Source organism: Nocardia sp. FBN12 (assembly GCF_054031145.1).
In genome coordinates, this window is record NZ_CM132926.1 from 5105944 (window position 1) to 5120734 (window position 14791).

The 14791-nt window shown below is 67.3% G+C and carries 17 protein-coding genes; 7 read left to right on the forward strand and 10 right to left on the reverse strand.

Annotated elements, in window-relative coordinates; translation table 11 throughout:
- Nucleotides 1-24: 24 nt before the first annotated feature.
- Nucleotides 25-471: a large conductance mechanosensitive channel protein MscL gene (mscL, locus tag ACWZHB_RS24215; protein ID WP_427904116.1), complete on the forward strand. Its 447-nt coding sequence runs from the start codon at nt 25-27 to the stop codon at nt 469-471.
- Nucleotides 472-545: 74 nt separating this feature from the next.
- Here mscL and ACWZHB_RS24220 read toward each other — a convergent pair whose 3' ends face one another.
- The 9 genes from ACWZHB_RS24220 to ACWZHB_RS24260 form a co-directional block, all read right to left on the reverse strand.
- Nucleotides 546-1205: an MspA family porin gene (locus ACWZHB_RS24220; RefSeq protein WP_427904117.1), complete on the reverse strand. Its 660-nt coding sequence runs from the start codon at nt 1203-1205 to the stop codon at nt 546-548.
- 62 nt (nt 1206-1267) lie between these two features.
- The gene (locus ACWZHB_RS24225) at nt 1268-1936 is read right to left on the reverse strand and encodes an MspA family porin (protein ID WP_427904118.1); all 669 of its coding nucleotides are present in this window, start codon (nt 1934-1936) and stop codon (nt 1268-1270) included.
- A 269-nt stretch (nt 1937-2205) separates the two neighbouring features.
- Nucleotides 2206-2865: an MspA family porin gene (locus ACWZHB_RS24230; protein WP_427904119.1), complete on the reverse strand. Its 660-nt coding sequence runs from the start codon at nt 2863-2865 to the stop codon at nt 2206-2208.
- Between the two features lie 66 nt (nt 2866-2931).
- Nucleotides 2932-3612 (reverse strand): MspA family porin, encoded by a 681-nt coding sequence (locus ACWZHB_RS24235; RefSeq protein ID WP_427904120.1) that lies wholly within the window; start codon nt 3610-3612, stop codon nt 2932-2934.
- A gap of 524 nt (nt 3613-4136) precedes the next feature.
- Nucleotides 4137-4358 (reverse strand): hypothetical protein, encoded by a 222-nt coding sequence (locus ACWZHB_RS24240; RefSeq protein WP_427904121.1) that lies wholly within the window; start codon nt 4356-4358, stop codon nt 4137-4139.
- Nucleotides 4355-4897, reverse strand: coding sequence for a MogA/MoaB family molybdenum cofactor biosynthesis protein (locus tag ACWZHB_RS24245; protein ID WP_427904122.1), 543 nt, complete (start codon nt 4895-4897; stop codon nt 4355-4357). The genes ACWZHB_RS24240 and ACWZHB_RS24245 overlap by 4 nt, the downstream gene beginning before the upstream one ends.
- Nucleotides 4897-6327 (reverse strand): S1C family serine protease, encoded by a 1431-nt coding sequence (locus ACWZHB_RS24250; RefSeq protein WP_427904123.1) that lies wholly within the window; start codon nt 6325-6327, stop codon nt 4897-4899. The genes ACWZHB_RS24245 and ACWZHB_RS24250 overlap by 1 nt, the downstream gene beginning before the upstream one ends.
- Before the next feature lie 92 nt (nt 6328-6419).
- Nucleotides 6420-7874 carry a sensor histidine kinase gene (locus ACWZHB_RS24255; protein WP_427904124.1) on the reverse strand — a complete coding sequence of 485 codons (1455 nt, stop codon included), beginning with the start codon at nt 7872-7874 and terminating at the stop codon, nt 6420-6422.
- A 9-nt stretch (nt 7875-7883) separates the two neighbouring features.
- Nucleotides 7884-8570, reverse strand: coding sequence for a response regulator transcription factor (locus ACWZHB_RS24260; RefSeq protein WP_378911181.1), 687 nt, complete (start codon nt 8568-8570; stop codon nt 7884-7886).
- Between the two features lie 300 nt (nt 8571-8870).
- Here ACWZHB_RS24260 and ACWZHB_RS24265 point away from each other — a divergent pair, with 300 nt between their 5' ends.
- The 6 genes from ACWZHB_RS24265 (at nt 8871) to ACWZHB_RS24290 (ending at nt 14562) form a co-directional block, all read left to right on the forward strand.
- Nucleotides 8871-11681 (forward strand): ATP-binding protein, encoded by a 2811-nt coding sequence (locus ACWZHB_RS24265; RefSeq protein ID WP_427904125.1) that lies wholly within the window; start codon nt 8871-8873, stop codon nt 11679-11681.
- On the forward strand, nt 11678-12082 hold the full coding sequence (locus ACWZHB_RS24270) for a roadblock/LC7 domain-containing protein (protein WP_056813970.1): 405 nt from the start codon (nt 11678-11680) through the stop codon (nt 12080-12082). Before ACWZHB_RS24265 ends, ACWZHB_RS24270 begins: the two co-directional genes overlap by 4 nt.
- Nucleotides 12083-12088: 6 nt before the next feature.
- A complete protein-coding gene (locus tag ACWZHB_RS24275) occupies nt 12089-12460 on the forward strand; it encodes a DUF742 domain-containing protein (RefSeq protein ID WP_067449576.1) in 372 nt (123 codons plus the stop codon).
- 4 nt (nt 12461-12464) lie between these two features.
- Complete coding sequence (locus tag ACWZHB_RS24280) at nt 12465-13064, forward strand: GTP-binding protein (RefSeq protein ID WP_379238986.1); 600 nt, start codon at nt 12465-12467, stop codon at nt 13062-13064.
- Nucleotides 13057-13833 (forward strand): MHYT domain-containing protein, encoded by a 777-nt coding sequence (locus tag ACWZHB_RS24285; protein WP_427904126.1) that lies wholly within the window; start codon nt 13057-13059, stop codon nt 13831-13833. The genes ACWZHB_RS24280 and ACWZHB_RS24285 overlap by 8 nt, the downstream gene beginning before the upstream one ends.
- A 504-nt stretch (nt 13834-14337) precedes the next feature.
- Nucleotides 14338-14562, forward strand: coding sequence for a hypothetical protein (locus ACWZHB_RS24290; protein ID WP_278261368.1), 225 nt, complete (start codon nt 14338-14340; stop codon nt 14560-14562).
- 54 nt (nt 14563-14616) lie between these two features.
- Here the strand turns inward: ACWZHB_RS24290 and rpmF are convergent, their stop codons facing one another.
- Nucleotides 14617-14790 carry a 50S ribosomal protein L32 gene (gene rpmF / locus ACWZHB_RS24295; protein ID WP_056813984.1) on the reverse strand — a complete coding sequence of 58 codons (174 nt, stop codon included), beginning with the start codon at nt 14788-14790 and terminating at the stop codon, nt 14617-14619.
- Between the last annotated feature and the right edge of the window lies 1 nt (nt 14791).

A 14791-nucleotide genomic window follows, 5' to 3' on the forward strand; every position in this document is an offset into this window, starting at 1 on the left:
TCCTGGACGAAGGAGACATCGGCAATGCTCAAAGGTTTCAAGGACTTCCTACTTCGCGGCAATGTGGTCGACCTGGCGGTCGCCGTCGTCATCGGCACGGCGTTCGTCGCGATCGTCACCGCGTTCACCAACGGGATCATCAATCCGATCCTCGCGGTGTTCGGCGGATCGAACGAGATGGGGCTCGGCTTCCAGCTCGTCGCGGACAAACCGGCGACCTTCATCGAGATCGGGCCGATCATCACCGCGGCGATCAACTTCCTGCTGGTCGCGCTGATCCTCTACTTCGTCCTGGTGGTGCCGGCGACCAAGGCGAAGAAACGATTCTCCAAGGCCGACGAGAAACTCAGCGAAAACGAATTGCTCATCCAGATCCGCGACCTGCTCGCCGAACAGCACAGTCTGTCGAACGGCAAGCACAGCTACCTGCCCGAACCGGCGCCGAATGCCGACGGTAAGAACACCTACTGATCCGGGCACTCCCACAACCAGCTCGGGTCCCGCTCACCTGGTGAGCGGGACCCGAATTCATCTGTTGCGATTGCTCAGCCGAGGCTGAACGGCGCGCCCCAGAGGGTTACCCAGCTCATCACGTTGTCGGTTTCCACCTCGACGCTCACGAAGGCACGGGCCTGGGCGTAGCCGCCGCAGCCGGACAGGCCGATGGTCTCGTCGGCCCAGGTCACCGAGCCCGAGCCACCCTTGAAGGCGTTGCGGGTCTTGTGGGTTTCGTTGCCGAAGTCGTCGGCCATTTCGAGGTCGAGGACGTAGAAGGACTTCGACTGGCCGGGGCCGATGGAGAGCTCGCCGCCGGAGGACACGCCGCCGGTGACAGCGCCCTCCCAATCACTTTCGGCGTCCGCGCCGCCGGTCGCGCCGCCACCGGCGATATTGACCTGGCAGCCGACCGTGTAACCGGGGAAGATCTTGCCGCCGCCGCCACCGGATACCGTCACCTGCGCGCTGCCGGAAACCCAGGCGTTGCGATGCGCGGGCGTGGAACCCAGGGACGGATTGATATTGGCAGACTCGCCGACCAGGCTGATATCGACGACGGTGCCATCGGACAGTGTCTTGGTGATGTGCCCGCCCGGCAGCGGAACAAAGGTGTCGGCGTTGGCCGCACCTGTGGAAAGCAGACCCAACGCCACGGTCGCCGCTGCCGTGACACCGGCTGCGCGCGCCATGCTCTTACGGTTGATCATCACAGTGACCCCTCGAGGGTGAATTCGTGTGAACGAGAAAGAGTTTCGGTTCGGATGCGCGATCAGCCGATGCTGAACGGTGCTCCGTACAACGTGGTCTTGGAGTAGTGGTCGCCGATGATCTCGACCACCGAGTAGGACCGAGCCTGGGCATAGCCCGCGCAACCCTGGACCTGGATCTCCGCGTCCTGGTACTCCACCGAATAGACGCCGGGCTTCAGGATGTCCTTGGCATCGATCTGCACGAAGGCGACCTGACCTGGTCCGAGGTTGAGGCCGATCGAACCACCGGCCGACGGGCCACCAGTCGAAACACCACCGGACAATCCGGCGCTGACCGCGTCGTCGCCGATGCTGACCTGGCAACCGACGATGTATCCGTGACTCAGGTTCGACGCGCCATGCGTCGAAGAATTGTTGGAGCCGGGACGGTTCGACGGACCGTTCCACGGCCCGACCTCACCCTCCGGCGTGACCTGCACATCGGCGCGCGCGTTGCCCGATACCCACACGACGCGACCAGCGCCGTTGGCGGCCAGCGACGGGGAGACGACGGCATGCTCGCCGGTACGACTCAAAGTGACACCGGGACCGGCCTTCTGGCCGTCCGGCAACGGGACAAAGGTGTCCGCGTTGGCAGCACCGGCCGGCAACAGGCCGATCGTCACGGCCACTGCGGCGCCTGCGCTCCACGCGACGCGACGCCCGCGGTTGGTGCGGTTCTCGCTCATTCTTCCCCTCGAGGTATACGCAAATCCGACCTCGACCATCGAGGCCGATATCTGTGATGCGCCCGGACCCAGCTGGGGTGTGTCACGGGGACAGGCACCGCTGGCAACAGGACTGAGCGTCCTGCCGGGAGGTGAATCGAGAAGCTATGAATCGGGGTTCAACATAATGAGGCGGACTCGTAATGTCCAGCGCTACGACGTTGAAAGCACAACAAAACGGGCCGGTCGCAGTAGCGACCGGCCCGTTTCGAGTTCGGGATGCGAACAGATCAGCCGAGGCTGAACGGAGCGCCCCACAGGGTCACCCAGGAGATGACGTTGTCGGTCTCGACCTCGACGGAGACGAAGGCACGCGCCTGCGCGTAGCCGGCGCAGCCGGTCAGGCCGATGGTGGTGTCGGACCAGGTCACCGAACCGGAGCCGTTCTTGAACTTGTTGTTCTTGCTGTGCGATTCGTTGCCGAAGTCGTCGGCAACCTCGCGGTCGAGGATGTAGAACGAGCTCGACTGGCCGGGGCCGAGCGACAGCTCGCCGCCGGTGCCGACGCCCGCGTCGACGTTGCCTTCCCAGTCGCTCTCGACCGAGCCGTCGCCGGAGACGCCGCCGCCCGCGATGTTGACCTGGCAACCCACGGTGTAGCCGGGGTAGATCTTGCCGGAGCCGCCGTCGGAGACGGTGACCTGAGCGCTACCCGAGACCCACGCGTTGCGGTGGACCGGGGTGGAGCCCATCGACGGGCTGATGTTGGCCGACTCGCCGACCAGGGCGATGTCGACCACGGTGCCGTCGGACAGCGTCTTGGTGATGTGTCCACCCGGCAGGGGAATGAAGGTATCGGCGTTGGCCGCGCCCGTCGAGAACAGGCCGACGGCCACGGTGGCCGCAGCGCTGACGCCCGCCACCTTCGCCATGAACTTACGGTTGATCATAGGATTTGTCCCTCGAGGATTGAGTTCGCCGCAGCGAGAAGAAGATTCGTGCCGGATCGAAAGACGTCAGCCGATGCTGAACGGCATGCCGTACAGGGTGGTCTTCGAGTAGTTGTCGCCGATGACCTCGACGACGGTGTACGCCCGGGCCTGCGCGTAGCCGGCGCAACCCTGGATCTCGATTTCCGCGTCCTGGTAGTCGATCGCGTACGTACCGGCCTTCAGGATGTCCTTCGAGCTGATCTGCACGAACTTCACTTCGCCGGGGCCGAGGTTGACGCCGATGGAGCCGCCTGCGCTCACGCCACCGGTGCTCAGACCACCGGAGAGACCGGCGCCGATCGCGTCGTCGGCGATGCTCACCTGGCAACCGACGATGTAGCCGGTGTTCAACTGGGAGGTGCCGTGTGTCGACGAGTTGTTGGAGCCGGGACGGCCGGTCGGGCCGTTCCAGGGGCCGACCTCGCCCTCGGGGGTCTCGGTGACCTCGGCGATCGCGGTGCCCGAGACCCAGACGACGCGTCCCGCGCCGTTGGCGGCCATCGACGGCGAGATCAGTGCGGACTCGTGGGTGCGGGTGATGGTCACGCCAGCAGGGCTGACCTTCTGGCCGTCCGGCAACGGCACGAAGGTATCGGCGTTGGCGGCACCGGTCGACAGCAGGCCCATGGCCACGGCGGCCGCGGCAGCGCCGACGCCCGCGGCACGGACGCCACGGCGCACACCGGTGGTGCGGTTCTCGCTCATACTTCCCCTCATCAGGTGTCTAACAGCCGACTTCGACTTTCGAAGCCGGACAAATGGACCTCACAGGGCCCAGATCAGTGTGTCGCCCCTTTGTTGCCGTTACGTAACCAACTGTTATTTCGACGATACGGCCGGGGCCGGTGTGGCGAACCCGAGCCAGGGTTCCACCGGGTGGTTCAACGCACAGAGGTGGGAGTACTGCGGGGACCGATAGTTGGTGGCTCAATGGCGAACATTAAACGCCGTTCTATGGACACGGCAACGAAAGAGTTCGTAAATTTCACTGTGAACCACAGCACACATTCGTACATCGCCACATGCCTTGACGTGCATTGATGCAGTCGCGAAGACTCCTGTCATGGCACCTTGACAGGAACCCGTCGGAGATAACGATCTGGGTCGGCGAACGACAAAAGACCACGCTTTCGCGTGGTCTCGAGTATTTGTCCGCCGTTCACGTTCGTTCAGAAAACGGCTTTTCGAAGATCGCCTATTACGTAGCGGCTACGTAGATAACGGGACGATCACCCGTGATGCGGGGGAACTTGGGAGCGTAACCATTCGTCGCCGCCCGCGCCGCCCGATCCCTCGCCGCGCTCGTCACCGGTGGTTTCCGGCAGCACATCGCCGAAGATCCGCGCCAGCCGCGCCGCCTCGGCCGCCTTGCGCCGGATCGCCTCCGCCGAAGCGGGTTCCCGGCCCTGATCATCGGGGCCGGGAACCGGGGCGTGGGAGTCGGAGGTCATTCGTCCAGACCGGACAGCTCGCCGATCACCTTGCTGGCCAGCGGGCCGAGGGTCGCCATCCCGTCGCGGATCGACGCGCGGGTGCCCGGCAGGTTCACCACCAGGGTGCTGCCGGAGATGCCCGCGACACCACGCGACAAGCCCGCGTCGAGCGAGCCGGCGACCCGGCCGGACGCGCGCAGCGCCTCGGTGATGCCGGGCAGTTCACGGTCGAGCACCTGGGTGGTGGCCTCAGGGGTGATATCGCGCGGCGACATGCCGGTGCCGCCGACCGAGATCACCAGGTCGACTCCGCCGATCACCGCGGTGTTGAGCGCGTTGCGGATCTCGACCTCCTCGGCCTGCACCGTCACCGAGGCATCGACGAGGAACCCGGCCTCGTTGAGCAGTTCGGTGACGAGCGGGCCGAGCGAATCCACGCCGCCATGAGCCGTCCGATCGTCGACGACAACAACCAGTGCGCGCCCTGCCACGGGAGCATCGATGTCCATGGTCATCACCGTAGCGCTTACGCACGACAGGTTTGCGTTCGAACGCATCATCGGCCGCCTTCCGCCGCCGCGGCGGTGAGCGTGACCTCGACGGTCTTGGAGTTACCGCCCTGTTCGTCGGTGTAAGTCACCTTCACCTTGTCTCCTGGCTGGTGTGAGCGGACGGCCGCGATCAGCGCGTCGCCGGAATCGATGGGACGGTCGTCGAGACGGGTGATGACGGCACCGGTGGGGATGCCCGCATTCGCCGCGGGGCCGCCTGGGGTGGCCTCGAGCACGCGCGCGGCGGTGTCCTGCGGGCGCAGTTTGATGCCGATCTGGGCGTAGGTGGCGTGGCCGGTCTTGATCAGTTCGTCGGCCACCCGGCGCGCCTGATCCACCGGGATCGCGAACCCGAGGCCGATCGACCCACTCTGGGTGCCGCCCGCCGCCTCGCCGCCCAGGCTGGCGATGGCGGTGTTGATGCCGATCAGCTTGCCCTGCCCGTCGACCAGCGCGCCGCCGGAGTTGCCCGGGTTGATCGCCGCGTCGGTCTGGATCGCGTCGATCACCGGGTTCACCTGGCTCGGCGTGCCCTCGCCGCTGGTCGAGACCGGCCGATTGAGGGCCGAGACGATGCCGGTGGTGACCGTGCCGGCCAGGCCGAGCGGGGAACCGATCGCGATCACCGGCTGACCGACAGCCAGACCGTCGGAGGTGCCGAGTTCGATCGGCGTGAGGCCGGTCTTGCCACTGACCTTGATGACCGCCAGGTCGGACACCGGATCCGCGCCGATCATGGTGGCGGGCGCGGTGCTGCCGTCGCTGAACACCACTTCCATCTTCGCCGCGGCACCGGCGCCCGCGGCGACGTGATTGTTGGTGAGGATCAGCCCGTCCGAGGACAACACGACCCCGGAACCCTCGCCGGACGCGCGGCTTCCCGCGACCTTGATCATCACGACACTGGGCAGCACCCGCTGCGCCACGGCCTGAGTGGACCCGGCGGGCGCGTTGGCGACGGTGTTCACCTCGGGCTTCGGCACCTCGAGCGCGTTGGTCACCGGCGCGGAACCCGAGTCGGCGGCCAGCACTCCGACAACGCCACCGACACCACCGCTGACCAGAGCCAAGGCCGTCGCACCGGCGACCAGGCCGAGCCGCAACGGCTTGCGCTGCGGAGTCTGCACGGGCCCGAATGCCTGCGGCTGGGCACCGCCGTGTGACGCCTGGCCACCCTGCGCGGGCTGGCCACCGAACGACATGGGGCCGTGGTAGGGCGCGGAAGCCCCGAACGGCGCAGTCGGCTGCCCCCCATAGGGCGCCTGTCCGCCGTGGGGCGCCTGTCCATGGGACGGGTCGCGGTAGGGTGGCTGGCCGCCGGAGCCTGGCGCCTGCCCCTGATTCCCGGCCGGCGGGCCCGACTCGGCGGGATGGCCCGCGTCGCCCGGTCCGGTAGCGGCGGGCCGGTCAGCGGGGTGCTGGGGATCGTCGGTCATGGTATCTGTCTCCTCACGCTTGCTGACCAGCTTCCTGATGGCTACTGAGAGGCGCCTGAGATCGGACTATCAGTTCGCCGAGACTCCGGCGCTCACTCGTCGTCGACCTCGTCGAGCACGGTCGGCGCCTCCCCCGGCAGCACGATCCGGACCAGCGCGCCGCCGCGATCGGAGGTGTCGACGGCGATGGTGCCGCCGTGTTTGGTCACGACCTGTTTGACGATCGCCAGCCCGAGCCCGGATCCGGGCATCGAGCGCGAGGCGGTGGTGCGGTAGAAGCGTTCGAAGACCAGTTCCCGTTCGCCGGCGGGGATGCCGGGTCCCGCGTCGCCGACGGCCAGTTCGAGCAGGCCCGGTCCGGCCGGGCGCATGGCGATCTGCACGACCGCGTCGGGCGGACTCCACTTGGCCGCGTTGTCGAGGACGTTGAGGACGGCCCGTTCCAGCCCCGCCTCGTGCCCGTAGACGAACCACGGCGCGAGATCGGCCACAAAGGTGATCCCCACCCGCCGACGCCGTGCACGCTCGAGCGCGCGCTCGGCCACCTCACCGAGATCCACCCGCTCGTAGACGGTTTCGGGGGCGTCCTCGCGGGCGAGATCGACCAGGTCGCCGACCAGCGTCGACAGCTCACCGATCTGTGCGACCACATCGGCGCGCAATTCGGCCATGTCCTCGTCCGGCAACTGGGGCGCGCCCGGCCTGCCCGAGGCGATGAGCAGCTCCATATTGGTCCGCAGTGAGGTGAGCGGGGTCCGCAGCTCGTGGCCCGCGTCGGCGACGAGCCTGCGCTGACGATCGCGTGATTCGGTCAGCGCCCGCAGCATCGTGTTGAAACTCTCGGTGAGACTGGCTAATTCGTCGTCACCGGTCACCGGAATCGGCGTCAGGTCATCGGTGCGGGCGATGCGCTCGGTCGCCGCCGTGAGCCGGGCGATCGGGCGAAGGCCGGTGCGCCCCACCGCGGTGCCTGCCGCGGCGGCCAGCACCACACCGCACGCGCCGACCACGAACAGCAGCCAGGCCAGCTGGTCGAGCACCTCGCGGGTGCGGTAGAGCTTCTGCGAGATGATCAGCGTCGCGCCGCTGTTCGTGCGCGCGGCGAGGACCCGTTGGTCGCCGACGGTGCGCAGCGAGGAGCTGATCTTGCCGTCGGCCACGGCGAGCTCCTGGGCGCCGACCGGCGGAATCGTCTGCTGGGGCGGCATATACGGCTTGTGGCCGGAGTAGATCAACGCGACGCCGACATCGTTGGAGAACAGCCCCGCCAGCACGATCGACTGGAAACCGGCGGTCTCGAAATTGTTGTTGATCATCGTCGCCGCGCGCGCCTCCAGCTGCGCGTCGACATCGGCGTACAACGCGCGCGCCACCATCGCGTAGGCCGCGATCGAGGTGAGCGCGACCGCGATCAGCACCACCGACGCCGCCAGCAGGGTCACCCGCCAGCGCAGCGAGACCGACCTGGTCAGCGGGGTCGGGGGACGCATCTCGCTCGCGTCGAGCGGCCTGCCGAGAACGGCGACCACCGGTTCCTTGTGTGCCATAGCGCCCGCCTACGGAGGGGTCTCGCGCAGCACGTAGCCGACGCCACGCACGGTGTGGATCAATCGCTCTTCGCCGTCGGCCTCGGTCTTGCGCCGCAAATAGCCGATGTAGACCTCCAGCGCGTTGCCGGAGGTGGGAAAGTCGTAGCCCCAGACCTCTTCGAGGATCCGGCCGCGGGTGAGTACCCGGCGCGGATTGGCCATCAGCATCTCGAGCAACGAGAACTCGGTGCGCGTCAGGCTGATCGCGCGTTCGCCGCGCGAAACCTCGCGGGTGACCGGATCCAGCGACAAGTCAGCGAACACCATCGCCTCGGACGCTTCACCAGGATCTGGCGTACGCCGGCGAAGCAACGCCCGTAAACGCGCGAGCAATTCCTCCAACGCGAAAGGCTTCGGCAAATAATCGTCGGCACCCGCGTCGAGCCCGGCCACCCGTTCGGATACCGAATCGCGCGCGGTCAAAACGAGAATCGGCAGATCGTCGCCCGTACTGCGCAGTCGGCGGCACACTTCGAGGCCATCCAGGCGCGGCATCATGACGTCTAGGACGAGGGCATCGGGCCTGGATGCGGTCACTTTTTCCAGTGCGTCCAGACCGTCGACGGCGAGGTCGACGGTGTAGCCGTTGAAGCTCAGTGACCGGCGCAGTGATTCCCGCACCGCGCGATCGTCGTCGACTACCAGAATGCGCATGGCTGTAGTTTGCCGTGATCGACTGAGAACGTACTGAGAGGGCCGCCGGGCGAGTCGACGTGTCCGCGCACAGCACTTCGGCGGATCGGTTGTAGGTCTTGACAAGATCGGCCGAATCGTCGTTGTGGCGGCGGCTATTCGGAGAATTATGAAACGAGCCGCCCGGATTGCCGTTGACCACCCAGCACGGTATCTTTCCTGCGGTAAAAGAAGACCTCCAGTTGGTTCTGCGCTCGCATCGCTCCGCGACCTCCCCGCGCGGGCCGGGGTCACACGTGGAAGCAGAGGCAACGCACGCGGATGGAACCTGCATCGCGCTCCTGGCAATTCAGCCTGTCCAACTGGTCGGTAACGCGCAAGGTCGGTGTGGTGCTGGTGCTGCCGGTGATGCTCGCGACCACCTTCGCGGTGCTGCGCATCAACAACGAACTGCAGACGATGACGCAGCTCGGCGCGGCTACCGAACAGGCCACCGTCATCCGTCCCGTCGTCAAATTCGCCACCGCGACCGAGCAACTCGCCGTCGCCGCGACGGCCAACTGGGGTGCGATCGCCGACCCGCAGACCGACGCCGCGCTCACCACCTATGACCAGGCGCTGGCCGAGGTGCAGAGCGCGCTGCGCACGGCCCGCATCGAACCCGGCGTCGCCAGGGAGCTCAACGCGGCCGTCACCACCGGCGCCACCCTGCGCAATACGGTGCGCGGCGGTTCCCCGGCGATGGTCAGCGAACAGACCGACATGATCGGCGAACGAATCGGCAACGCGCTCGCCCAGACCCCGCAGGTCGACGACACCGTCGTGCAGCGCTACTTCCTGCAGCTGACCGCGCTGCACCAATCGCGCCGGATCCTCACCAGGGAACGCACGCTGGTCGTCGCGCCCGAGTCGGGTCGCAGCCAGAGCGCGCGGGCGAAGATGCTCGTGGAGCTCGGCGCCGAAGCGAACATGATCAAGACCTACGCGATGGTCCTGCCCGAGCACGCGGGCAATCAGGCGGCATTGCTGGACGCGGTGCAGACCCGGATCAGCGTGTTCAGCCAGAACAACGGCGACCCGACCACCAACGCCGCGGTGCTCAACACCCTGCAGGTCAGCGCCGACACCTATTCGTCCACCATCTCGGCGCTACTCGACACCGTCGACCACACCCTCGACAGCAACACCGCGACCGCCCAGACCGGCGCCCTGCGGGAGACCACCCTGGTGCTCGGCATGCTGCTGGCGGGCCTCGCGCTCGCGCTGGCCGTGGCCCGCACCCTGGTGGTGCCGGTGCGCAGGCTGCGACGCGACGCGCTCGAGGTGGCTCACGTGAAGCTGCCCGACGAGCTCGCCGTGGTTCGCAGCGGCGGCGCGACGCCGGAGATCACCCCGGTGGGTGTGCACTCCACCGACGAGATCGGCCAGCTGGCCCGTGCCGTCGACGAGATCCACGAGCAGGCCCTGAATCTCGCGGGCGACCAGGCCCGTCTGCGCCTGCAGATCGGCAACATGTTCGAGACGCTGTCGCGGCGCAGTCAGTCGCTGGTGGAACAGCAGCTCGCGCTCATCGAGGAACTCGAGCACGACGAGGACAACCCCTCGCGCCTGCAGACGCTGTTCCGCCTCGACCACCTCGCCACCCGTATGCGCCGCAACGGCGACAACCTGCTCGTGCTCGCGGGCACCGTGCTGCGCCGCGGTCATCTGCCGCCGGTGCCGCTGTCGGACATGCTCTGGAGCGCGGTCTCGCAGGTGGAGGACTACCAGCGGGTCGAGATCGGCAATGTGCCCGACGGTGTCGTCGCCGGTGAGTCCGCGGTCGACATCGAGCACCTGCTGGCCGAGCTCATCGACAACGCGCTGCGCTACTCCCCGCCGAGCACGTCGGTGGCGGTCATCGTCGGCCGGGCGGTCGACAGCGGCTATCTGATCGAGATCACCGACCGCGGCCTCGGCATGTCGGCCGAGGATCTGCGCACGACCAACGACCGGCTCGCCTCCGGTGGTGAGGTCACCATCGAGACGGCGCGCCGGATGGGTCTTTTCGTCGTCGGCAGGCTCGCCAAGCGCCACACCATCACGGTCAGCCTGCGCCGGACCAGCGGTGCGGCACCGCAGCCCGGCATCACCGCCAGTGTGCATCTGCCCAGCGCGCTCGTCGCGCCGTCGCCGCCCGTCCCGTCGGCGGGCCAGTCCACCGGACCGAATCCACTGGCGACCGGCCCGAATCCGATCATGCCCGCCGGAATCGGCCCGTACGCCCTGACTCCGGCCGACATCACCGGCCCGAATCCGATCATGCCGATCGGCCCGCGCCCGTTGGTCTCTCTGGACGCGGTGACCGGGCTCGACCTCCCCGATCTCCCGGCATCACCACTGCCCCCGATCTACACGCCCGCGAGTCCGGATCCGGTCGTCCCGGCCAACGGCACTGGCACGCCGAAGACCCCGCTCACCAGCGTCGGTCTCCCGCAACGCGTTCCGGCCTCGGTACCGGCGCCGCCACCGGAACCGGTCGCGGTCGAGCCCGACGTGGACGCCGCGCCGGTGGGCATGTGGGCCGAGCACGAACACGACACCGACGATCTCCCGGTGTCCACCGATCCGCCTACGCCCGCCGCCGACTCGACGCCCTTCGGCCTGCCGCAACGCATACCCGCGAACGCACTCGCCGAGCTCGCCACGCCTGCCGTGCCGCCGGATCCCGAGCCGGAGCCGGTGTCGCGGCCGGTCGACGCCGACCCGATGCCGACGACGAGCACCCGTTTACAGCCGGTCTCCGGCCCGGCGCCGACCCCGATCTACCAGCGGATGGTCTCGGAGTGGCTGGTCGAACCCGCCTCCGCCCCTACCGAATCCGGTAACGGCAACAGCGGGTCGTGGAGCGCCCCCGGCGACGCGGGCTGGTCGGCCGCCGCAGAGGCGGACCACCCACCCACGTCCTCGCGCACGAGCGGCGGGCTGCCGATCCGCAAGCCGGGCGCCCAGCTCGTCCCGGGCGGGCTCACCCCCGCGGAGGAAGCGGGCGCGCGCGACCCCGAGGAGATCCGCAACAACTTGACCCGACATCTCAGCGGCGTCCGCAGCGGCCGTGCCGAGATCCAGTACAACGACGGAGGCCTCGAATGAGCAACGCGCACCCCACAGACGAGAATCTGAACTGGTTGGTCGCCCGCTTCACCCGCGACGTGCCCGGCGTCTCGCACGCGGTGCTCGTCTCCGCCGACGGATTGCTCCAGGCGACCAGTCCGCACCTGCCCGCCGATCGCGCCGAGCAGCTGGCCGCGGTCACCGCGGGCCTGGCCAGCCTGTCGATGGGTGCGGCGCACCTGTTCGACGGCGGCAAGGTGATGCAGTCGATCGTGGAGATGCAGCGGGGCTATCTGCTGGTGATGAGCGTCGGAAACGGTTCGCACCTGGCGGTTCTGGCCAACAAGAGCCACGACATCGGCCGGATCGGCTACGAGATGGCACTGCTCGTCGACCGGGTGGGCTCGGCGGTCACCGCCACCGCCCGCTCCGCCGGCTGAGGTGAGATGTCGAGCCCTTACGGATCCGATCAGCGGCCCACGACGCGAGTCAGGCCCTATGCACTGACCTCCGGCCGCACCGAACCCGCGATCGCACTGCCCCTGGAGGCGGTCGTGGAAACGGTCTCTTATACAGCGCACAACGACTGGTCCGCAGGCGATTTGCGGATCGAAATCGTGCGTCTTGCCACACATCGGCTTTCTGTCGTCGAGATTGCCGCATACCTTGGTCGCCCACTGGGTATGGTCCGGGTGATGATCGGCGATCTCGTAGTGGGCGGGATTCTTCGAGTGCATTCGACGCTGACCGAGCAGGCGAGCTACGACGAACGCCGATCACTGATGGAGAGGACTTTGCGTGGACTCCGTGGCCTCTGATGGCATGCGCCCGCCGACACAGGAACAACGAGTCGCGTCGACCAAGATCGTGGTGGCCGGTGGATTCGGTGCGGGCAAAACGACTTTCGTCGGTGCGGTATCGGAGATCGTGCCGCTGCGCACCGAGGCGATGGTGACGCACTTCTCCGACGGCATCGACGATCTCGCCGAGACGCCGGAGAAGGAAACCACCACCGTCGCCATGGACTTCGGGCGTATCGTGCTGCCCGGCAACCTGGTGCTCTACCTGTTCGGCACGCCGGGTCAGAAACGGTTCTGGTTCATGTGGGACGACCTGATCCGTGGCGCCATCGGCGCGGTGGTGCTGATCGACACCCGCAGGCTGGAAGACAGTTTCGCCGCCGTCGACTTCTTCGAGGCACGCGGACTGCCGTTCCTGATCGCGGTCAACCGCTTCCCCAACGCCCCGCGCTTCCCCATCGCCGAACTGCGCGAAGCGCTCTCGGTGCGCGAGGGCATCCCGATCGTCGACATCGACGCGCGCAATGCCGTCGAGGTCCGTCAGGCGCTGGCGGCGGTGACCGAATACGCCATCGCCCAGCTCGAGCCGCAGCAGTTCGAAGGAGCGGGCAGGCGTGCTTGATGTGCTTGCCGCGAGCGGTGCCGAAACCTTCGCGCACGGCACCGGTATCGCGTGGCTCGCGTTGGATCTGTCGGCGCTCGGCGCGCTGGTGGCGTTCGCCTGTATCCGGCACGCGAAGTACTCGATCAAGTTCCGGTTGGTCTGGCTGACGATGGCGGCGGTCTCGCTCGGCGGAGTCGGGCTGTGGCTGGCGAATTCGGTGGCGCTGCTCGCGATGCGCGTGAACGACAGCGCCATGCGGTACAACCTCGCGCTCGGTGCGGCGGCGCTGGCCATCGCGGTGGTCGGCGTGCTGGCCGGATTGCTGATCAGTGGCCGGACCACGCAGGTGCCGCGGCTGATCATCGGCGGGTTGACGATGGGGCTGAGCGTCGGGCTTTCGACCTTTCTGACCCTGGACGCGCTCGCCGTGCAGGGCACCGTCGAGGAGTCGCTCGGTCTCATCGGAGTGGCCGTGCTGGTGTCGATGGCGCTGTGCACCGCGACGCTGTGGGTGTCGCAGGTGGTCCGCCGGGTGCCGATGCGAGTGCTGGTGTCGGTGCTGTTCGCGCTGGGCGTCGCGGCGGTGTACTACACGGCCGTCGCCGCGCTGAAGTTCTCGATCGATCCGGGCATCCGGACGCCGGCCGGGATCCCGCTGTTCGACTTGGTGTTCCCGATGTTCGTGATCGGCGCGCTCGGTCTGACGGTGCCGATCACAGCGGTGCTGGTGGCACCGGATCGGCGGGACGCGGCGGCTCAGGTGCGTCAGCCTGTCTCGGTGCACTGAGAGGCAACCAGCTAACGTCCGGTTTGTCGGAATAATTCCGGTCGTCCGCCCTGCTGAGCCGAGCTCTCGCGACCTGTGGAGATTCGCCGGGAAACTGCCCCTGAAGTGGCGATGAGCGGGTTCTCCTGACTCGGAGAACCCGCCCTCCCGCACGAGAGTACATACCCGCGCGGGACTCCGCATCAGTGGTTGGGGAATTTTCTTGTGGCGAAAAACAAACCAAGAGTTGGTAATTCAATGGCCAGCAAACCCTCCGCAAGCCGATCAGAGCGCCCATGCCAAGTGGCGCGCATCACACCGTTAACGGAGCGGTTGCCGCCCGCCCACATTTAAGGCCCTGAACAGGCACAACAGTGCGGAAGTAAGGCCCCTGGACAGGGGGCCGACCAGAACGAACCGCCGACCACGTGGAACCTCACCACGCAGTGCGGGAACCGAGTTATGGTCGCTGCAGGGCGCATTCGTCTCGCCCGGCACATCCAAGGTTCGTTCGAAGGAGTTCGCATGGCCGTCAACGTGGTGCTCGACAAAGTCCTCGACAAGGAATTCGAGAACAAGACGCTCGCAGAAATTCTCGCCGCGCCCCCGTCGGCGCTGGCCGGCCTCACCGAGGCGCACGACAAGCAGCTGCTCGAGGCGCTGAAGATCAAGACCATCGCCGACCTGGGCAACAACAAGTTCTTCCAGCTCGCCGCGACCCTGGTCGAACTCGCCGAGCGCGAGGGCTGAAAGCTTCCAGACAACACATGGCCTGCCAGGCATTCCTGGCAGGCCATTGTCATGTCAGAGGCGGGCGGGGTCGATCATTCCCTTGCGGACGGCATTGACGATGCGGCGCGGTACGCGGTATTCGACGCCCGCCACGGTCACCGGGACCAGTTGTGGGACTTCCGCTTTCCACTGCGAGCGCCTGCTGCGGGTGTTCGAGCGCGACATTCTGCGCTTGGGGACCGCCATG